16 protein-coding genes are annotated in these 18,261 nt (G+C 71.1%); 6 read left to right on the top strand and 10 right to left on the bottom strand.

Annotation, left to right across the window (positions count from 1 at the left end; genetic code table 11):
- Positions 1-44 precede the first annotated feature (44 nt).
- Complete coding sequence (locus ACZ7M3_RS26150; RefSeq protein ID WP_472066024.1) at positions 45-797, top strand: phosphodiesterase; 753 nt, start codon at positions 45-47, stop codon at positions 795-797.
- Between the two features lie 14 nt (positions 798-811).
- Here ACZ7M3_RS26150 and ACZ7M3_RS26145 read toward each other — a convergent pair whose 3' ends face one another.
- The 4 genes from ACZ7M3_RS26145 to ACZ7M3_RS26130 all read right to left on the bottom strand — a co-directional run bounded on the left by ACZ7M3_RS26145 (position 812) and on the right by ACZ7M3_RS26130 (position 7,372).
- Entirely contained in the window at positions 812-1,450 is a 639-nt protein-coding gene (locus ACZ7M3_RS26145; protein WP_472066022.1) for a PDZ domain-containing protein, read from the bottom strand.
- A 449-nt stretch (positions 1,451-1,899) separates the two neighbouring features.
- Positions 1,900-4,239 carry a germacradienol/geosmin synthase Cyc2 gene (cyc2, locus tag ACZ7M3_RS26140; RefSeq protein ID WP_472066020.1) on the bottom strand — a complete coding sequence of 780 codons (2,340 nt, stop codon included), beginning with the start codon at positions 4,237-4,239 and terminating at the stop codon, positions 1,900-1,902.
- Positions 4,240-4,388: 149 nt separating this feature from the next.
- Entirely contained in the window at positions 4,389-5,555 is a 1,167-nt protein-coding gene (locus tag ACZ7M3_RS26135) for a damage-control phosphatase ARMT1 family protein (protein WP_472066018.1), read from the bottom strand.
- Between the two features lie 77 nt (positions 5,556-5,632).
- Positions 5,633-7,372, bottom strand: coding sequence for a S8 family peptidase (locus ACZ7M3_RS26130; RefSeq protein ID WP_472066016.1), 1,740 nt, complete (start codon positions 7,370-7,372; stop codon positions 5,633-5,635).
- A 466-nt stretch (positions 7,373-7,838) separates the two neighbouring features.
- Here ACZ7M3_RS26130 and ACZ7M3_RS26125 point away from each other — a divergent pair, with 466 nt between their 5' ends.
- Positions 7,839-8,783 carry a lytic polysaccharide monooxygenase auxiliary activity family 9 protein gene (locus ACZ7M3_RS26125; RefSeq protein ID WP_472066014.1) on the top strand — a complete coding sequence of 315 codons (945 nt, stop codon included), beginning with the start codon at positions 7,839-7,841 and terminating at the stop codon, positions 8,781-8,783.
- An 18-nt stretch (positions 8,784-8,801) separates the two neighbouring features.
- Here ACZ7M3_RS26125 and ACZ7M3_RS26120 read toward each other — a convergent pair whose 3' ends face one another.
- On the bottom strand, positions 8,802-9,449 hold the full coding sequence (locus ACZ7M3_RS26120; RefSeq protein ID WP_472066012.1) for a Tat pathway signal sequence domain protein: 648 nt from the start codon (positions 9,447-9,449) through the stop codon (positions 8,802-8,804).
- A gap of 664 nt (positions 9,450-10,113) precedes the next feature.
- On the opposite strand from ACZ7M3_RS26120, the gene ACZ7M3_RS26115 reads away from it, so the two are divergent.
- The 3 genes from ACZ7M3_RS26115 (at position 10,114) to ACZ7M3_RS26105 (ending at position 12,679) form a co-directional block, all read left to right on the top strand.
- Positions 10,114-10,770 (top strand): DUF6230 family protein, encoded by a 657-nt coding sequence (locus tag ACZ7M3_RS26115; protein ID WP_054236784.1) that lies wholly within the window; start codon positions 10,114-10,116, stop codon positions 10,768-10,770.
- On the top strand, positions 10,770-11,189 hold the full coding sequence (locus tag ACZ7M3_RS26110; RefSeq protein ID WP_355307811.1) for a DUF6114 domain-containing protein: 420 nt from the start codon (positions 10,770-10,772) through the stop codon (positions 11,187-11,189). The genes ACZ7M3_RS26115 and ACZ7M3_RS26110 overlap by 1 nt, the downstream gene beginning before the upstream one ends.
- 227 nt (positions 11,190-11,416) lie before the next feature.
- Entirely contained in the window at positions 11,417-12,679 is a 1,263-nt protein-coding gene (locus ACZ7M3_RS26105; protein WP_388516582.1) for a cytochrome P450 family protein, read from the top strand.
- Between the two features lie 236 nt (positions 12,680-12,915).
- Here the strand turns inward: ACZ7M3_RS26105 and ACZ7M3_RS26100 are convergent, their stop codons facing one another.
- From ACZ7M3_RS26100 to ACZ7M3_RS26080, 5 genes are read right to left on the bottom strand one after another with little or no spacing between them, the layout of a single operon-like run.
- A complete protein-coding gene (locus ACZ7M3_RS26100; protein WP_472066010.1) occupies positions 12,916-14,259 on the bottom strand; it encodes a cytochrome P450 in 1,344 nt (447 codons plus the stop codon).
- Complete coding sequence (locus tag ACZ7M3_RS26095; protein ID WP_472066008.1) at positions 14,256-14,861, bottom strand: GTP-binding protein; 606 nt, start codon at positions 14,859-14,861, stop codon at positions 14,256-14,258. Before ACZ7M3_RS26095 ends, ACZ7M3_RS26100 begins: the two co-directional genes overlap by 4 nt.
- Positions 14,839-15,198, bottom strand: coding sequence for a DUF742 domain-containing protein (locus ACZ7M3_RS26090; RefSeq protein WP_355620490.1), 360 nt, complete (start codon positions 15,196-15,198; stop codon positions 14,839-14,841). The genes ACZ7M3_RS26095 and ACZ7M3_RS26090 overlap by 23 nt, the downstream gene beginning before the upstream one ends.
- Entirely contained in the window at positions 15,195-15,608 is a 414-nt protein-coding gene (locus ACZ7M3_RS26085) for a roadblock/LC7 domain-containing protein (RefSeq protein ID WP_095852073.1), read from the bottom strand. The genes ACZ7M3_RS26090 and ACZ7M3_RS26085 overlap by 4 nt, the downstream gene beginning before the upstream one ends.
- Entirely contained in the window at positions 15,605-17,092 is a 1,488-nt protein-coding gene (locus ACZ7M3_RS26080; protein WP_472066006.1) for an ATP-binding protein, read from the bottom strand. The genes ACZ7M3_RS26085 and ACZ7M3_RS26080 overlap by 4 nt, the downstream gene beginning before the upstream one ends.
- Positions 17,093-17,280: 188 nt before the next feature.
- Here ACZ7M3_RS26080 and ACZ7M3_RS26075 point away from each other — a divergent pair, with 188 nt between their 5' ends.
- Positions 17,281-18,222: an AraC family transcriptional regulator gene (locus tag ACZ7M3_RS26075; RefSeq protein WP_472066004.1), complete on the top strand. Its 942-nt coding sequence runs from the start codon at positions 17,281-17,283 to the stop codon at positions 18,220-18,222.
- Positions 18,223-18,261 lie beyond the last annotated feature (39 nt).

The raw sequence follows: 18,261 nt of genomic DNA, 5'->3' as shown, positions 1-18,261 counted from the left end.
GTTGTATGCGGATGTTCCATTAACTTCCAGAGGGGGCCCAGGCCATGCTCGTACTGGCACACATCAGCGATCTGCATCTCGACGGCACCCGGCGTGCGACGGAGCGGGCCGAGCGGGTGCGGGACCGGCTGTGGGAGCTGCCGGGGCGGGTGGACGCCCTGCTGGTGACCGGCGACATCGCGGACCACGGCACGGAGGCGGAGTACGAGGAGGCGGCGCGTCTGTTCGGGCTGCGCGACGGGGAGACCCCTTTCCCCGTCCTCACCTGCCCGGGCAACCACGACAGCCGCGCGCCCTACCGCAAGGCGCTGCTCGGGCAGCCCGCGTCCGAGGGGCCGGTCAACAGCGTCCACGTCTTCGACGACGCCGCCGTCCTGATGTGCGACTCCAGCATTCCGGGCCAGGACGAAGGAGAGCTGGACGAGGAGACGTACGCCTGGATCGAGACGACGCTCGACGAACTGGACGGGACCGTTCCGGCCTTGCTCGCCTTCCACCATCCACCGGTGGCGCTGCACCATCCCCTCCCGGACGCCTACCAGCTGCGCCGACCGGCTTCCCTGGCCGCGCTGTTGGAGCGCAGGCCCGAGGTCGTCGGGCTGATCACCGGGCACGCGCACACACCCGCCGCGACCGCCTTCGCCGGGCGGCCGCTCGTCGTCGGTCCCGGGGTGACCTGGACGCTGCGGCTGCCCTGGGAGGGCGAGGGGGCCGCCGACCGGGACGCGCCCCCTGGCTTCGCCTTTCATGTACTGGCCGACGACGGGCGGCTGACCAGCCACTTCAGGACCGCCTGACCGACTCGTCGGCGTCAGGTCACGATGCCCGGGACCGTGGACAGTTGCTGGTGGTTGCCGTTCGCGTGGCGCACGTCGAGCGTGACCGTCGTCCCGGGGTCCGCGGCCGAGACCACCCGCGCGAGGTCGGCGGCCGAGCCGAGCCGTGTCCCGGCGAAGGCGATCAGGGTGTCACCGCGGACCAAGCCCCCGGCGTAGCCGGGGCCGGGGATGTGCACACCGACGACGAGCGCGCCCCCGCCCTGGGGGGCGTCGACCGCCTCGATGCCGAGCGTGGCCTTCCCGGGCGCGGGCTCCGGTGCCGTCGAAGCGACCGGACTCCCGCCGCCGGGCGCCGACTTGATGACACCGGCCTGCGTCGCGCCGGAGGCCTGACCGGGCCGGGACGCCCGGCCGGACGGTCCCTGCACCGCCCCCACCCGCTTCTGGAGGTCCGCCAGCCTGCTCATACCGATCACCGTGGCACCGACGGTCCCGAGTCCGACACCCGACAGGACCAGCACGGTCGCGACGAGGAGACCGAAGAGCAGGGACATCAGCCGCCGGCCACGCCGTCGCGCGGCGTGCGGGCGCTTGCCGGTGCCGGTCCGACTCCCGTCACCGCCCGGATCCTGACCGGGCATCGGCTTGGGACGCAGTGCGGCCTGTTCCATGGTTCGCCTCCGGCAGATGCTCTACAGTCCGCCCCCCGGCTGTTGCTCTACCCTGCGCTCCTGTGCAGGACGATTCACGAACGAGTGAGACTGTCAAACACGTTCGAGAAGTCTGTCCGCCACGGCCGCGGCGGCCCCGCGCGGCGACCCGCTGTGCACCGAACCGGACGGCGGCGCCGGCGACAGCTCGCTGGGGCACTGGCAGCGCGCCAACCTGGGCGCGTACATCGTCGAGGAGCACTACGCGCTCGCCCGGACCGCAGTCACCGACACGGCGCTCGCCGACGAGGACCGGGCCGTCACCGTGGCCGCCGGGGAGCTCCTGGCGAGACTCTCCGGGACGGCCAGGGCGAACGTGGAACGGCACCTCGCCGGGACGACCGACATCCGTACGGACACCCGTACGGACATCCACGCGGACACCGGTGCGGACGACCCCGGTGCCGGCGTCAGTGCGGAGCCGACGCCGCCTCAGCCTTCGGCAGGCTGAACTCCGCGGCGGCTCCCACCCCCTTCGGCAGGGTGAACGACGCGGTGGCGCCCGCCGCGGTCCGGGGAGTGAGGTCCGGCGGGGATTCCGTCTCCGCCATGTCCTGGGGACTGAGCACCTGCACCGGCACGGTCCCGGCCCCCGTCCCGGGGAACGGGACCCTGGGGGCCCGGTCCGGCAGGAAGCCGTGGGCGCGGCGGGCCAGGTCCTCGGCGCCGTAACGGTGGCAGTCGTGGTGCCAGTTCAGGATTCCGGACAGCCAGTTCTCGAGTTGCGCCACATAGCCGTCCATGATGCCGCGCACCTCCGGCGAGAGCTTGAAGTCCTCGTACAGAACAGGCAGTTCATGGGAGGCGACGTGCTGGAACTGCTGCATGCGCTGGGTCATCAGGTCGTGGATGATGCCGAGGCCGGTCGGGTAGTCGCAGCCGAAGAAGTTCTGCACGACGAGGATGGCGTTGTGGACCTCACCCTCGTACTCGATCTCCTTCTGGTACGAGAACACGTCGTTGATCAGCATCGCGTAGTCGATGGCGGCGTTCTCCAAGGACCGGACGGGACCGCTCCGGTACACCTCGGGCGGGACCTTGGGGCCGTGGCCCAGGCGGCAGAGGTTCAGGGTGAGGTCGGAGCCGAAGGTGGCGCGGCGCATCTCCAGGTAGTCGACCGGGTCGGGGATGCGGTGCTGGAGCTGGTTCGACAGCTCCCACACCCAGCTCTCCGTCATCTTGTCCACGTCACCGCGCAGCCTGCGCCGCTCGTCCGGCGTCATGTTCGCCGCCGTGCGCTCCCACAGGTCGAGGAGGCCGTGCTCCATGGCGTTGGCCGGGACCGGGGTCGGCTCGCCGTCGATGGGCATGCAGGCCGAGAGACGTTCGGTGGTCGTCCTGGCCGCCGCCAGGTCGCGGCGGTGTCCGAAGACCAGCGGGTAGTAGTCGTCGCCGTACGTCCCCCAGGCCAGCCACTGCGAGCCGAGGTCGAGGGCCTCCTCGGTCGCGTCCGGGTGGATGCCCGCGGCACACAGCGGAAGGTCGTACGCGCTCAGCTTGTCCTCGTCCCAAACGCCCTCCTGGAGCATGCCCTTCTCGTGCATCCAGCCGGTGAGGCGGTCGCGGGCGCCGTCCAGGTGGGGGCTGAGGGCGAGCTCGAAGGGCATGTGGAAGTCGGGGAGCAGGGACGGGCCGACCTTCTGGTACGGGACGTGGGTGTACCTGCGCAGCCGCTGCGCCCCGGCCGTGGAGAGCAGGGCGCCGATGTCGACGGCCGAGGTGCCGAACCCGGCGCTGCCGAGCGGCCGACCGCCCTCCACCGCCCCCTCGTTCATGTAGCGGCTGGAGCGCAGGTGCCACTCGTGGCCGCCCGACTGCCAGTCCTGGAGGCCCTGGGTGTACGCGGCGACGGCAGCGACCTGGTCCGGGGTGAGCCCCTTCTCCGCGGCGAGTGCGGGCACTTCGGTGAGGGCCGTGTGCTCGAACTGGTGCAGGCGTGAGGTGAGGATGTCGTTGACGGTCTCGGCGGCCTCCTGGGTGGTGCAGCCGAAGAAGGTCTCCAGGACGAGGATGCCGTTGCTGAGCTCGCCCTCCTCCTCGACCTCGCGCTGGTAGGAGAACAGGTCGTTGCGCAGATGGACCCCGTCGGAGAACGTCTCCATCAGTACCCGCAGCGGGCGCGTGCCCGCGACGGAGGCGGGCACCTCGGCCGTCGCGTACTCCACGAGCCCCGCCGACCAGGGGGCGCCGCCCACCTTGCGGCGCATCTCGATGTACTCGACGGGGTTGGCGATCCGTCCCTCGTTGATGTTGGAGAGCTCCCACATCGACTCGTTGAGCAGGTGCTCCGTGGACACCGCGAACCGCTCCCGCCAGTCCACCGACATCGCGGGCACCGTGCGCGCCCAGAGGTCGGCGAGCCCCGCCTCGACCGGATTCTCCGGCTCCGGTACGGGGGTCGAGAGGTCCAGCGGCATGAAGAGGGGCAGCCGGTCCAGGTAGGCCTTGCCGCCGTCGCGGTCCTGGGTGCGTTTGAAGGTCTCCAGGAAGTGGTCGTCGAAGAAGAAGACCCACACGTACCAGTCGGTGATGAGCGAGAGTGCCGGGCCGTCGCAGTCGGGGTGGGTGTACGCACAGAGCAGCCCGTAGTCGTGCGCGTCGAGGTCGGACTGCTCCCAGATGCCTGAGCCCTCCAACATGCCCATCCCGCGGGCCCATTCGACCGTGTGGGCGCGCGCCTCGTCGAGGTGCGGGTTAAGCCGCGCGGGATACGGCATGTAGAAGTGCGGGAGTTCGAACGGCTGCGTCATGGCCGGGCCCTACCCAGGGCCCTCCGGGGGCATCCGCCGGGCAGGACATGATCACACCATCGCGTGAATTTACCCCTTTTCGAGGCAAGTGAAGTGCACGGCGGCGCCCACAAGGTGATCGCGCCGCACGGCTGGTGGCCGCTTGGCTCTCAGGCCCGCACCTGGATCAGGGCGTGTGTGCCGCTCGTACGCCAGCGCCCGCCCTCGGCCGCGTCGAGGGCGGCCTCCGTGCGGGCGTCCAGGCCCACGGTCACATCGGACTTGAGGGTGCGCAGGGCGGCGACCGGGCCCGGGAAGTACGCGGTGGGCTCCGCGAAGGGGGTGGTGGCGGGGTAGCGCCGGTCGCCGACCAGGCGACGGTAGTTCAGGTCGCCCTTCACGAGGGTCACGTCGGCCTCGGCGAACTCACGGCGCAGGTCGTCGGGCATGTCGACGTACGGCAGCGGTGCACAGGAGAAGGGGTGGGCCCGGACGGTGAGGCGACCGTCGGCCATGGCCGCCCACAGCCGGTGGCCGGACTCGGCCGCCGCCCCCTTCGCGCCGGTGAGGTGGCGCAGGGCGTCGACCACGTCGGCGGTCGTGGCGTCCGAGACGTAATACGGGTACGGCTTCACGTGCAGGAGCGCCCGCCCGACGCGGCGGTGGTGGAGCAGATGGTCGATCAGGAGCAGATCGGGGATGAGTTCCCGGCCGGAGTTGTCCGCGACCAGGCAGAGGGTGCCGCCCGCGAACAGGGACCGCAGCAACTCGCTGTCGTTGGCGACCAGTTGGGCGTCGACGTCCGATTCCCCGTCCGCGGCGGCGAGACGGAAGCCGAGGTCCGCGCGGTTGCCCCACAGTGAGCCGTGCAGCAGGGCCTCCTCCCGCTCCTCGACCGGCCGCTCGGCCAGCGGGTCGAGCGCGGCGAGCTCCTCGTCCGCCTCCGGGGTGCTGAGCTCCGCGACCTTGAAGGGGCGGAAGGGGTCGATGCCCTTCCAGGGGCCGGGGGTGAAGTAGCCGACGGCTTCGAGGAGTTGACGGTAGAAGTAGCTCTCGGACCAGAGGAAGGGCACATCGAACCAGGAGCGGCCGAAGTACTCCGCGGCGCCCCACCGCTCCCACTGTTCACGGTCCGCGGCCCGCTCGCCGAGCGGTTCGATGACTCCCTCGGTGGCGTTCTTCAGCAGGGCGTCGAGCGCGCGGTGCTGCTCGGGGCCGTAGGGGAAGGCGTCCCGGACCTTCCGGACGAGGGCCGGATGCCGCTCGGCCAGCACGCTCCAGGGGAACGAGCCCGGCTCGTCGCTGAGGATCACGGGCGCGTCGGCGGGTTCAGGCATGTGGCTCACGTTACCGGCTGAGCCGAAAGGGGCGGCCCACGCCGCGCGTGGGCCGCCCCTCCCCCCGTGGGCCGCGCTCAGAGGGTCAGTTTCCAGCTGTTGAGCTTGCCGGTGTCCGAGGCGGCCACGTCCTGGACGCGGAGTTTCCACGTGCCGTTCGCGGTCTCACTGGACGCGTCGACCGTGTAGGTGGTGGTGACGTTGTCCGCGGAGTCCGAGGTGCTGGACGACTTCAGGCGGTACGTCGAGCCGTCCGGCGCGACCAGGTCGATCACCAGGTCACCGCGGTAGGTGTGGGTGATGTCGACGCCGACCTGGAGGGTGGAGGGCGCGTTGCCCGTGCGGCCGCTGACGGCGATCGAGGACTCGACGGCCGACCCGTTGTCCGGGATCGAGAGGGCGGTGGTGTTGGAGAAGGTCGTGCCCGTGGTCGCACCGCTCACCGCCTGCACGGTCTTCGTCGCGTCCGCGAGGCCCGCGCCGCAGCCGCCGGAGCAGGTGCCGGGCAGGGCACGGGCGTTGCTCTTGACGGCCGTCTCGATCTGGGCCGGGGTGAGCGAGGAGTTCGCCGACTTCATCAGCGCGATCAGGCCCACGATGTGCGGGGTGGCCATGCTCGTGCCCTGGTAGTACGCGTACGACTCCGAGGAGGGGGTCTTCGTACCGGAGTTCAGCGTGGAGTAGATGCCGTTGGCGGTGGCGGTGCTCATGTCGCCGCCGGGGGCCGAGATGTCGACGATCGAGCCGTAGTTGGAGTAGGAGGCCCGGGAGCCGCTGCGGCCGGTCGCGGCGACGGTGATGACGTTGTTGCAGCTCGCCGGGGAGTAGTTCGCGGCGTTGTCGTTGTCGTTGCCCGCAGCGACGACGACCGTGGTGCCGCGGTTCACGGCGGCGGTGATGGCGCTCTGGGTGGCCGAGGTGCAGGCGCCACTGCCGCCGAGGCTCATGTTGATGACCTTGGCGACGTTGGCGTTGGCCGGGACGCCGGAGACGGTGCCGCCCGAGGCCCAGGTGATGGCGTCGATGATGTCGGAGTCGTAGCCGCCGCACTTGCCGAGGACGCGCAGCGGGGAGATCTTCGCGCCGTAGGCGATGCCCGCGATGCCCTTGTTGTTGCCCGTGACCGCGGCGATGGTGCCCGCCACGTGCGTGCCGTGCCAGGAGGAGTCGCTCGCCGGGATGCCGGAACCGCACTCGTTCGCCGCGTAGTAATCGCCCGGGTCGGCCGGGTTGCTGTCGCGTCCGTCGCCGTCGACCGAGACCGCCGTGTCGGAGATGAAGTCGTAGCCGGCGACGATGTTCGCGGCGACGTCGGAGTGCGCCACGTAACCGGTGTCGATGACGGCGACCGTCACCCCGCTGCCGGTGGAGGTGGACCAGGCACCGGGGACGTTCATGCCCGCCTTGGCCTCGTAAAGGTCCCACTGCTTGGTGTACTCGGTGTCGTTCGGGTCGGCCTGGGGCGTGTTCAGGCGGTCCGGTACGGCGTACGCGACCTGCGGGTCGGCGCGGTACTGCGCGATGACGTCGGCGACGTCCTTCGTGCCGAGTCTGTCGCCGAGGCCGACGAGGGCCGCGCCGGTGCCGAGGCGGCGGGTGAAGTCGAGGTTCTCGCCCGCCTCCTTGCCCTTGGTCTCGGCGTCGGCGGAGGCGGCGGAGTTGGAGGTGGCCTCGGCGGCGCCGGACTTGTAGCCGACGATGAGGCGCTCGGCGGGAGCGGCGACGGCCTGGGCGGCGGCCTGCGCCGCCGGGGTGACCGCCGTCTTGCCGGTGGCGGTCGCGGTGGACGGCTGGGCGGCGGCGACCGTGGTGGTCATTCCGGCCAGCAGGGCCGCGGAGACCGCGGCGACGGATATCAGCTTCCGTCGGACTTCTCGTGCGGGGGCGGGACGCAAGGGCTTGCCTTTCGTGGCCGGCTCCGGGCGGCGAAGGGCGCGGCGGAGCAGCGGTCGAATCGCTTCGTCGTCGAAGCGGCGGGGGGTGCAATCCAGAAGCGGCGCGGGGGCCGGCCGTACGTCGCGAGCGACCTGTCAGGGGTTGCCTGTGGGTCGGCTGTGCCCGAACGATAGGCAAAGCCCAGGTAATACGGATACAGGGGAAACCCTCGATCTGGCCGGTAACCGCCCCTCAAGGGCTCCCCGTTGGCCGGGAGTGCCCGGTTTCACCTGGCTCGCGCATCTGAACGCACGGCCCTGTGTCCCCGTACTTCACGGTGCGGCCACGCCTGCGCGCGATGCCGTACGGCCGCACCCGCCGCCCCACCCCCGCGAGGAGACCCACCGGATGACCGCACACCGCACCGCCACCGCGGCCGCTGTCGCCGTGGCGGCCCCGCTGCTTCTCCTGACGTGGGCCGTCGGTCCTGCCCAGGCGCACGGCGCGCCGACGGATCCGGTCAGCCGGGTGGTGGCCTGTTCGCCGGAGGGCGGCAGCAACACCGGTACGGCGGCCTGCAGGGCGGCGATCGCGGCGAACGGCGCGCCCTTCACCGCCTGGGACAACCTTCGGGTCGCCGGTGTGGGCGGCAGGGACCGTCAGGTGATCCCGGACGGGCAGCTGTGCAGCGGGGGTCTGCCCGCCTACAAGGGACTGAACCTGGCCCGCGCCGACTGGCCCTCCACACGGATGACGCCGGGCGCGACCTTCACGCTCTCCTACAGTTCGACGATTCCGCACACGGGGACCTTCAAGCTGTATCTGTCCAAGCCCGGGTACGACCCGACCAAGCCCCTCAAGTGGTCGGATCTGCCGACGAAACCGTTCGCGACCGCCACCGATCCGGCGCTGGTGAACGGTGCCTACCGGATCAAGGCCACGCTGCCCTCCGACCGGACCGGTCGGCAGATGCTGTACACGATCTGGCAGAACACGAGCACGAGCGACACGTACTACTCGTGCTCGGACGTGGTCTTCCCTGCCGCGAGCGGCGGCGGGGCCGCCGCGCCGACGACCTCGTCCCCCGCGCGTACGACCCCCACGGCGAACCGGACGGCTCAGCCGAGCCAGGAGCCGAACGCGACCACGGCCACCCCCACCGACCGGTCGCCGTCGCCCGCCCCGGAGACCACCGCGGCGACGACGGAGGTGACCGCGCCCGACCATCTCACGCCGGCCGCGGACAGCTCGACCGGCGGCAGCAACACGCTCCCCCTCGTCGCCGGGGCGGGGGGAGCGGTCGCGTTCCTGCTCACCGCGGGCGTCGCCATCACGCTGCGACGCCGTCGGTGACCGGTCGTCCGGGTCGGGTCAGTTGACGGTGACCGCCGTGCCCGACTGGGTGGTGTCGGAGACGGGCGCGTACTTCGCGGTGAAGTAGCCGCTGCTGAAGCAGAGCGACGAGCCCGAGGACTTCGCGAACGCCTGGTTGGTGAAGGTGATGCTGTTGTCGGTGTTGCTCGCCGTGCCGGTCAGGCTGGGCGCCTGGTAGACGCAGTTGATGCTGCCCAGCAGGGTCCGCAGCACGACGGTGGTCTGGATGGTGGAGCCGGCCGCCGGGGTCACGGTGACCGTGCCGTCGGAGGCGACCGTGGTGGTGTACGGGAGGTTGTTGACCGTGACGCTGGTGACGCCGAGCACGCCGATGACATTGCTGGTGCAACTGCCGAAGGTGTGGGCGCTGAGGGACTCGGTGGCCGCACCGGGGGCCGTCGGGTTGTCGGTGACGGAGGCGGTGAAGGTCGACGCGGCACAGGAGACACCGCTTGTGCCGGTCGCGCTGGAGTAGAGCGTTGCGGCGGTGCCGCTCGCCAGTGACGCGGTGAGGACGTCACCGGTGGCGACGGCGGCTCCGCCGGCGGTGAGCACGGGGGTGTCGTCCGCGGAGGCGGGGGCGATCGCGGAGACCGAGAGCGCGGCGGCGGTACCGAGGAGGGCGAGCAGGGATCGAGTGCGCATGGGGGTGCCTCTTTCTCAAACGGGGGTGCGGGTGGGTACGAGGCCGTCGCGGACATGCCGTCACGGCGGACCGCTGCCGGTCCGAGACGCCTTCTCCTTACGTCACGGACCGGCAGCGGAAGCCGGGCGACCGGACACGGCTCAGGGGGGAAAGTGCCGTGCCGGTGCCGCGGGGGGAGGCGGTTTCGGCGTTGGAGCGCACCGCACGTTCAGACATGCCACGGCCGCCCCGCGAGGAGCGGGGGGTCCAGGAGGTGGCGTACGTGCCGCGCATCGGATCCGGCGCCACGGATCCAAGGGAAACCATGCAGAGTTCTAGACCTGATGAATGGTCAACGTCAAGGCCTAGTAAGGAAGTTGAAGGTCAACACGGTTCCACGTACGAGGCGTTCGCAGACCCCGCCACGAGGTCGTCGCGGGGGCGAGTGCGAGGTCAGCGCGGCCGGGTCTCCACAGGTGGCACACAATCAACATCCCTTTGCCACAAGTCTCTTGACCCACGAATGTAACCCCCGGTAACTTCCACGTCGGCTACTGCTGCGTAACGAGAAAGCCCTTGCGACCACCGGGAGTTGTGAGGAGGCGTGCGCGGCAGCCGCTGTCCGCGCCAGGACAACGTGCCCGTTGAAGCCCCACCTGCATGTCTATGTCCAGGGAGCAGAACATGGCCTCGTCCTCGGACGCCACGGCGTCCACCGATTCGACCCCCGAGAACGAAAGCGGTTCCGGCAGACGTGGGCGGGTCCGCCTGCGCCGCGCCGCGGTGATGGCGGTGCCTGCCACCGCGGTCGCCGCGGGACTGATGATCCTCACCGCCCAGGGGGCTCTGGGGGTGCAGTTCGCCATCTCCGGCATGCCCTTCACCGTCACGGCCACCGAACTCAACGGCACCGGATTCGAGCAGTTCGGCAACCTCGACAACATGGCCGACGGCAGCCCGAACGCCGGCGACACCGGCGGCCAGGTCCTCGTCATCACCTCCGCGATCAAGAACGCGACGCTCACCAAGCTGTGCCAGAGCGTCGACCTGGGCGGTACGAACCTGGTCATCACCGCGGGCGGCGGCACGGACAAGGTCCAGGCGACCAATCTGACGACCGACTCGACCGAGCTGTCGGGCGACGCGGCCTTCAACAACATCGAGATCGGCAACGACGCGAGCACGCTCGACAAGGCCGGGGTCCAGGGGAACAAGGGCGTCTTCAGCCAGCAGGCCGACACCGTCCACATCGGGAACCTGCGGCAGACCAACTACGCCACCACCGCGGCGGTGTTCAAGCTCCCCGGTCTCAAGCTCCGCTTCAGCGACTCGGGCTGCTGATGTCGGACGTCCGGGATCTGCGGTCCGGCTTCCGGCAGTGGCGTGCGGACCGCCCCTTCTGGGGCGGGCTGCTGCTCACCCTGGGCGGGGCGGAGATCCTCCTCACCGAGAAGGCGTCCCTGAAGGTCGTCATGCACATCGGGATGCAGGGCATGGCGGGCTATCTGCTGCCGACGGTCATGATCCTGTGCGGTCTGCTGATCCTCTTCAACCCGACGCAGCGCCTCTTCTACTCCCTGCTCGGCATCCTCCTCTCCCTCGGCACCTGGCTCACCTCCAACCTCGGCGGCTTCTTCATCGGCCTCCTCCTCGGAGCGACCGGCAGTTGCCTGGCCTTCGGCTGGCTTCCCCACCAGGAGCCGCGCAAGCGACGTCTGCTGCGCAGGCGCCGCCGGCAGCAGATGGCGACCGAGGTGTAGGGAAAGCGAAACGGAAGGGGCCCGCCCCGGCCGGGCTCAGGGCAATGGGCGGCCGGGGCGGGAGCTGTGACGGTACGGCTCCAGGAGGCGGGCTGTCCTCCAACTTGCTTGTACGCGCAGGGATTTTGCCCTCGCACGCAATGGATACCGGACGGTCGCGTCGGGGAACGCCACCCTCGCGTAGCGTGACGCGCCGTACCGACGTCCGAGCGCCAGGGAGGCTTCCGATGGGAACCCCGAGTCCCTTGACGGGCCACCCGAGCCCCTTGGTGGTGGACGCGACGGGCCGTGACATCCACGCGGAAGCCGCCCGCATCCGCGCGCGCGGACCGGCGACCCGGGTCGCCCTTCCCGGTGGCGTCGAGGCCTGGGCGGTCAGCAGCCCCGAGCTGCTCAAACGGCTGCTCCTGGACCCACGGGTGTCCAAGGACCCGCGCCGGCACTGGCCCGCCTGGATCAACGGGGAGATCTCCCCCGAGTGGCCGCTGTTCACCTGGGTCGCGGTGCAGAACATGTTCACCGCGTACGGGGGCGACCACAGGCGGCTGCGGACCCTCGTCTCCACGGCGTTCACGGCCCGCCGCACGGCCGCGCTGCAACCCAGGATCGAGGAGATCACCTCCGGCCTCCTCGACCGCATCGCCGAGGCCGGCGAGCGCGGCGAAGTCGTCGATCTGCGCGAGGAGTTCTGCTATCCGATCCCCATCCGGGTGATCAGCGAGCTCTTCGGACTGCCCGAGGACAAGCGGGCGGACCTCAGGGACCTGGTGGACAGCATCTTCCACACCTCCGCGCAGCCCGAGGAGGTGACGGGCAACTACGCCAGGCTGTACGCCGTACTGGGTGAACTGGTCGCCGAGAAGCGGGAGTCGCCCGGCGACGACCTGACCTCCGGCCTCATCGCGGCCCGCGACGAGGGCGACGGCCGGCTGAGCGAGCAGGAGCTGCTCGACACGCTGGTCCTGATGGTCAGCGCCGGTCACGAGACCACGGTCAACCTCATCGACAACGCCGTGCACGCCCTGCTCACCCACCCCGAGCAGCTCGCACACCTCCGCGCCGGACGCGCCACCTGGGACGACCTGATCGAGGAGACCCTGCGGGTGGAGGCGCCCGTCGCGAGCCTGCCGCTGCGCTACGCCGTGGAGGACCTCGACCTCGCCGAACTGGGCGGTCCGGACGGCACGGTGATCGGCCGGGGCGAAGCGATCCTCGCCGCGTACGCCGCCGCCGGACGCGACCCCGAGCGCCACGGCAAGGACGCCGACCTCTTCGACGTCACCCGGGCGGACAAGGAACACCTGGCCTTCGGGCACGGTGTACACCGCTGCCTCGGCGCCCCACTGGGCCGTCTGGAGGCCCGCATAGCCCTCCCCGCCCTCTTCGACCGCTTCCCCGACCTCCGACTCGCCGCACCGGCGTCGGATCTGGAGCCGGTGGACTCCTTCATCTCCAACGGCCACCGCACCCTGCCCGCCCGGATCCGCTAGGGCCTGTCCGGCGGATCAGGTCGCAGGAAACGGGCGGCGCCTCATAAGCGCTGGTGAGCGGGGCTTGGTGCGTGCAGCTGCAAGGCGGAGGAGGGAGTCGACGCGATGGGGATCCCCCCTGCTCGAGCGAAGCCGAGAGCTCGGGGGAGTCGGCGAGTGACGACAACGCCGCAGATGTGCGTGCCAAGCCCCGCGTCTGCGGCATGCTCCGCCGGACAGGCCCTAGAAGCCGGGCTTCACTCGCCGCGCCACCAGGACAGGAGTCGGGTCCAGCCGCTTCGCGGGTGGTCGGGCTCCGGGGCGGGGGGCTCGGTCACGAGAGCCGGGAGGGGGCTCGCGTACGACTGGCGCTCACCTTCGGGCCGTTGGACCGTCGCGGTGGGCGGGAAACGTACGGGCAGCGCCGCCAGCGCGCGGTGGAACGGGCCGGGCCGCCAGGACAACTCCCCCACCGGCAAACCAAGTTCGACATCAGGGAGACGGTCGAGGAGCTTCTCCACCGCGGCCGTCGCGATCAGCCGGGCCGGGCTCTGTGCCGGGCAGTTGTGGGGTCCCGCGCTCCATGCCAAGTGGGCCCGGTTGCCCGCCCGCTGATCTGTCGTCAGGGTGGGATCGGTGTTGGCCGCGGCGAGACTGACGACCAGCGGATCGCCCGCGCGCAGCACCGCTCCCTCGTACACGACGTCGTGCAGCGGATAGTGCACGGCGTAGTTGGCGATCGGCGGATCGGTCCACAGCACCTCGTCGAGGGCGTCCTCCACCGGGAGGCTGCCGCCGGACAGGTCGCCCGCGAACCGTTCGTCGGACAGCAGCAGCCGCAGGCTGTTCGCGATCAGGTTCTGCTGGGGCTCGGTGCCGGCGCCCATCAGCACCACGAGGGTGTGGATCATCTCCTCGTCGGTGAGACCCGCGGGGTGCGCCATCAGCCAGGACGTCATGTCCTGGCCGGGGTTGCCCCGTTTCAGCGCGACCAGGTCGAGCAGGGTGCTGGTCAGCAGTTCGTCGGCCTTCTCCGCGTCCACCCCGTCGAAGATCCCGGACATGCCCTCGACCAGCCGGACCCCGTACTCGGCCGGGCAGCCGAAGAGGTGGTTGAAGACCAGGAGCGGCAGGACCTGCGCGTACTCGCCGAGCAGATCCGCGGTGCCGAGCGGCGCGAAGCGGTCGATGAGGGTGTCGGCGCTGCGCTCCACATAGCCGCGCAGGGTGTTCGGATCGACGAGCGCGAGGCTGTCGGTGATCGCGCCGCGCAGCCTCTCGTGCTGCTCGCCGTCGGTGAACAGCGCGTTGGGCCGGTACATCATCATCGGCACGACCGGGCTGTCCGGCGGGACGGTCCCGTCGGCGAGGTCGCGCCAGCGGCGGGGGTCCTTGGAGAAGGTCTCCGGACTGCGCAGGACGTGCAGGGCGGCGTCGTAGGAGGTGACGAGGGTGGCTCTGACGCCGGGTGCGAGCTCGACGGGCGCGGTCGGTCCTGCCGTACGCAGCCGCCGGTAGACGGCGGCGGGGTCGGCCGCGAACCCGGGCCCGTACAGGGGCTCGTGCGCCGGGCAGCCGGGCGGTGGTGGTTCGGAGGTCACACGGGCTCCAGTTCGCCGCTGCGGGTCATCAGGTACTCGACGAGGGCGATCAGCGCCTCGGTGGACGAGACCCGGTCGCGGGCGTCGCAGCGCACGAGCGGGGTCGAGGGCAGCAGGTCGAGGGCCTCGCGCACCTCGTCCAGGTCGTGCGCCGCGCAGGCGGCGTCGAAGTCGTTGAGCGCGACGGCGTACGGCAGGCCCAGCTCCTCCAGTACGCCCATGACGTCGAAGGACTCGGACAACCGCCGGGTGTCGGCCAGCACCAGCGCGCCGAGCGCGCCGCTGGTCATGTCCTTCCAGAGTTCGGTGAAGCGGTGCTGTCCGGGCGTGCCGAAGAGGTAGAGCACCAGGGCGTCGCTGAGGGTGAGGCGGCCGAAGTCGAGGGCGACGGTGGTGGTCGTCTTCTCCCTCGAACCGGCGAGGTCGTCGACGCGTGCGCCCGCCTCGGTCATCACCTCCTCGGTGCGCAGCGGCCGGATCTCGGAGAGCGCGCCGACGAACGTGGTCTTGCCGACCGCGAAGTGGCCCACGATCAGGAGTTTGACCGCGGTTCGCACGCCCGGGCCGAGGTGGACGTCGTCAGAGGCGGGCGCGGAGCCCATCCAGTACCTCCTGGAGGATGCGGGCGTCGGTGAGACGGGCGGCCGGTACCGGCGCCCGGGTGACGAGGTGACCGCTGTCCATGAGGTCGGCGATCAGTACTTTGGTGACGCTGACCGGGAGTTCCAGATGACCGGCCACCTCGGCGACCGACAGCGCTCCGGGCCGGCACAGCTCCATCAGCCGGCGCTTCTCCGGGTTCAGCCCCGTCAGCGGCAGGTCGTCGGCGGCGATCAGCAGGGTGACGAGGTCGAGGGTGTTACGGGAAGGCTGGGCGCGGCCGTCCGTGACGACGTACGACCGCACCAGCCTCCCGCCCGGTCGGCGCCCGGGCGTCATGCCGGGCTGCCGGTGTCCTGCCGGGCCGGGCTGGTCAGCTCCTTGCCGAGCCGGTCGACCAACTTGTGCATGCGGTAGGTGACCGCCTCCATGTCCACGTTCTCGCCGGTGGACACCGCGAGGTGGGCGCCCTGCCCGGCGGCGACGAGGAAGACGTACCCGTGCGCGAACTCGATCAGGGTCTGCCGCCACGGCGCGGTCGCGCTGCCGCAGAACTCGGCGGTGCTGCGGCTGATCGACTGCACCCCGGACAGGCCCGCGGCCAGCCGCTCGGCGTCGTCGCGGCCGATGTCCGCGGAGTGGGCCCGGAGCATGCCGTCGGCGGACAGCAGGATGGCGTGTCGCGCCTCCGGCATCTTCAGGACCTCGTCGAGCATCCACCCCAGCTCGTTGGTCATGGGCGCGATCATCCCTGTGTGTTCCCTTCGGATTCGTGGGGGGCTTCGATGTCGTGGGGGGTTTCGGCCGCGGTGGGTGAGGAGGGTGCGGTGTCCTGCTCGGCCCGCGCGGAGCGGGTGCCGCGCGCGAACGCGCCCATGCGCCGGGCGTTCTCCTCCGCGGAGCGACCCACGCTCTCCTCGGCCGATGCGGCAGGTGCGGCTGGTGCGGCTGGTGCGGCTGGTTCGCCCGGGGCCGTCGGAGGCTGTTCGGCGGCGGGCGGGGATACGGGTGCGCGGCGGCGCCGCTTGGGCAGTCCGCCGGCAGTCGTCGCCTCCGCGGGCCCGCTCGTCCGGGCCGTACGACGGGGCGTGCGCGCCGGTTCCCTCGGCGGCGGGGGTTCCTGCACCGGGTCGGCGTGGGTGAGCAGCGCGGCCGGTACGAAGACCACGGCGCGCACGCCGCCGTACGGGGAGCGGGTGTCCACGGAGACGCTGAACCCGTAGCGGGTGGCGAGGACGCCGATGACGGCGAAGCCGAACTGGGGCGGGTCGTCGAGGCGGGTGACGTCCACCGCGCGGCGGCCGGTCAGCAGCGCGGCGGCGTGCTCGGACCCGCGGCTGTCCATGCCGACGCCCGCGTCGTCGATGACCACGACGGCGCCGTTGTGCACCGCCTGGACGCTGACCTCGACCGTGGTGTTGGGCTGCGAGTGGCGCGCGGCGTTGTCCAGGAGCTCGGCGACGGCGAGGACGACCGGTTCGACGGCCCGGCTCTCGACGGCGATGTCGGCCTGTCCGTTGATGCGGATGCGCCGGTAGTCGCGGATGCGGGAGGTCGCGCCGCGGACCACCTCGATGAGCGGTGAGGTGGCCCGTTGGCGACCGGGCCAGGAGCCGCACAGTACGGCGATGGCCTGCGCGCGACGGCCGAACTGGGCGTTGGTGTGGTCGATCTCGAGCAGGTCGCGCAGCACGTCGGGGTGGTCGTGGCGGTCCTGCATCTCCGAGATGGACACCTGCTGCTCGTTGGCGAGGGCCTGGATGGAGCGCATCGACGCCTTGAGGGCGGCCTTCGCGGACTGGTCGGCGCGGGTTTGTGCGTGCCGCACGGCGTCGGAGAACCGCTCCAGGAGACCGTCGAGACACTTCGCGAAGTCGGTGTCGGCCAGCCGCGCGTCGAGGAGGCCCACGGCGGGGAGGGACGAACCGGCCGCGGGCAGGGGCTGACCTGGCGCAGGCAGGGGCTGACCTGGTGCGGGGAGAGGGTGACCTGGTGCGGACAGGGGGTGACCCGTCGCGGAGGCGGGCTGGTGCGGGGCGCTTTCGAGCGCGGGCAGGCGGACCGCGACCAGATGGCGCAGCTCCTCGTCCCGGGCCCGCAGCGCGTCCGCGAACTCGGCGCTCCGGCCGCGCTGCCGTCCCGTGATCCCCCGCTGGCGCACCAGCAGCACGATGACGGCGAGCAGCCCGACGGCCAGGCACCAGAACGCCGCCTCCGGTATCCGTTCGGTCATGAAGTCCTCAATGGCATATGCAAGTTGACGGGTCGCACGACCCTAGCCGCCCGTCGCTACAAGCGCTTGCCGTCGCGCGCAAGGAAGTTGCCGTGGGGCGCACGGACTGTATGCATTAGGCTGACTTGGAGTAACTACCGCTCGCTTCACGGGAGTTGAGGGTGTCATTGCCCGCGGAAAGCTACATCGTGGAAACACGGACGACCGCGGAGGTGGATCCGCGCGAGCGGGCCGACTTCTGGAGCGAGCACGTCGGGCCCTACCAGGCCAGAATGAACTACCGGTACGCGCGCACCGACGACTTCCATGGCGCGACGGTCCGCCAGCGCACCGAGCGCTATCAGCTCGTCAAGTTCTGGTCGGACGAGGTCGCGTACAGCAGGACCGCCCGCCAGGTCCGCCAGGACCCCGACGAGGACTACCGATTACTGCTGCCGCTCAGCGGGGAGCTCGTGCTGCGGCAGGACGGCCAGGAGGCCCGGCTGACACCGGGCACCGGCACCCTCGTCAGCTTCGGGGCACCCTTCGAATGCCTCCAGGGCGCCTCGACACACGCGTTCGTCCTCACCATCCCCGCGCGCGAGATGGACGGCCCGCTGAACCGCAAGTCGCCGCTGGCCACCGGGCTCGATCTGAGCAGGGGGCTCGGCCGGGTGGTGAGCTCCATGATCGGCGACCTGCACGCGGAGCGGGACCACCTCACCGACCCGCACTTCAACGCCGTCTCCGACCGCGTCGTCGAGCTGCTGTGCATGCTCACCCTCGGCGACGACCGCCCCGACGGGGCGGGCCAACTCACGGACGTGGAGACGATGGTCCGCCGCTACGTCCGTGAACACGCCGCCGACCCGGGTCTCACCGGTACGTCCATGGCGCACGTGCTCGGCTGGTCCCTGCGTCAGATCCAGCTGGCCCTGCAGCGCGCCGGCACCACTCCGCGTGACCTCATCCGGGAGGAGCGGCTGCGGCTGGTGCGTGAGCGCCTCCAGTGCGGCGACTGCGAGCACCTGACCATCACCGATCTGGCCTTCGCCTCGGGGTTCTCCTCGGCGAGTGCGCTGAGTACGGCGTTTCGGCAGCGGTACGGGGTGAGTCCTCGGGAGATGCGGTCAGCCGGGCGGCGGCCGTGACGCCGTGGTGCGGCCGGCACCCCGGTCCCGCACCCCTGA

This window comes from Streptomyces sp. NPDC111656 (assembly GCF_055656965.1).
Note: the sequence above shows the minus strand (reverse complement) of the source record. Positions and strands in the feature narration are given on the sequence as shown.

Coding starts and splice junctions, on each gene's coding strand:
- ACZ7M3_RS26150 (WP_472066024.1), top strand. CDS start 45: ATGCTCGTACTGGCACACATCAGCGATCTGCATCTCGACGGCACCCGG.
- ACZ7M3_RS26145 (WP_472066022.1), bottom strand. CDS start 1,450: ATGGAACAGGCCGCACTGCGTCCCAAGCCGATGCCCGGTCAGGATCCG.
- cyc2 (WP_472066020.1), bottom strand. CDS start 4,239: ATGACGCAGCCGTTCGAACTCCCGCACTTCTACATGCCGTATCCCGCG.
- ACZ7M3_RS26135 (WP_472066018.1), bottom strand. CDS start 5,555: ATGCCTGAACCCGCCGACGCGCCCGTGATCCTCAGCGACGAGCCGGGC.
- ACZ7M3_RS26130 (WP_472066016.1), bottom strand. CDS start 7,372: ATGACCACCACGGTCGCCGCCGCCCAGCCGTCCACCGCGACCGCCACC.
- ACZ7M3_RS26125 (WP_472066014.1), top strand. CDS start 7,839: ATGACCGCACACCGCACCGCCACCGCGGCCGCTGTCGCCGTGGCGGCC.
- ACZ7M3_RS26120 (WP_472066012.1), bottom strand. CDS start 9,449: ATGCGCACTCGATCCCTGCTCGCCCTCCTCGGTACCGCCGCCGCGCTC.
- ACZ7M3_RS26115 (WP_054236784.1), top strand. CDS start 10,114: ATGGCCTCGTCCTCGGACGCCACGGCGTCCACCGATTCGACCCCCGAG.
- ACZ7M3_RS26110 (WP_355307811.1), top strand. CDS start 10,770: ATGTCGGACGTCCGGGATCTGCGGTCCGGCTTCCGGCAGTGGCGTGCG.
- ACZ7M3_RS26105 (WP_388516582.1), top strand. CDS start 11,417: ATGGGAACCCCGAGTCCCTTGACGGGCCACCCGAGCCCCTTGGTGGTG.
- ACZ7M3_RS26095 (WP_472066008.1), bottom strand. CDS start 14,861: ATGGGCTCCGCGCCCGCCTCTGACGACGTCCACCTCGGCCCGGGCGTG.
- ACZ7M3_RS26090 (WP_355620490.1), bottom strand. CDS start 15,198: ATGACGCCCGGGCGCCGACCGGGCGGGAGGCTGGTGCGGTCGTACGTC.
- ACZ7M3_RS26085 (WP_095852073.1), bottom strand. CDS start 15,608: ATGATCGCGCCCATGACCAACGAGCTGGGGTGGATGCTCGACGAGGTC.
- ACZ7M3_RS26080 (WP_472066006.1), bottom strand. CDS start 17,092: ATGACCGAACGGATACCGGAGGCGGCGTTCTGGTGCCTGGCCGTCGGG.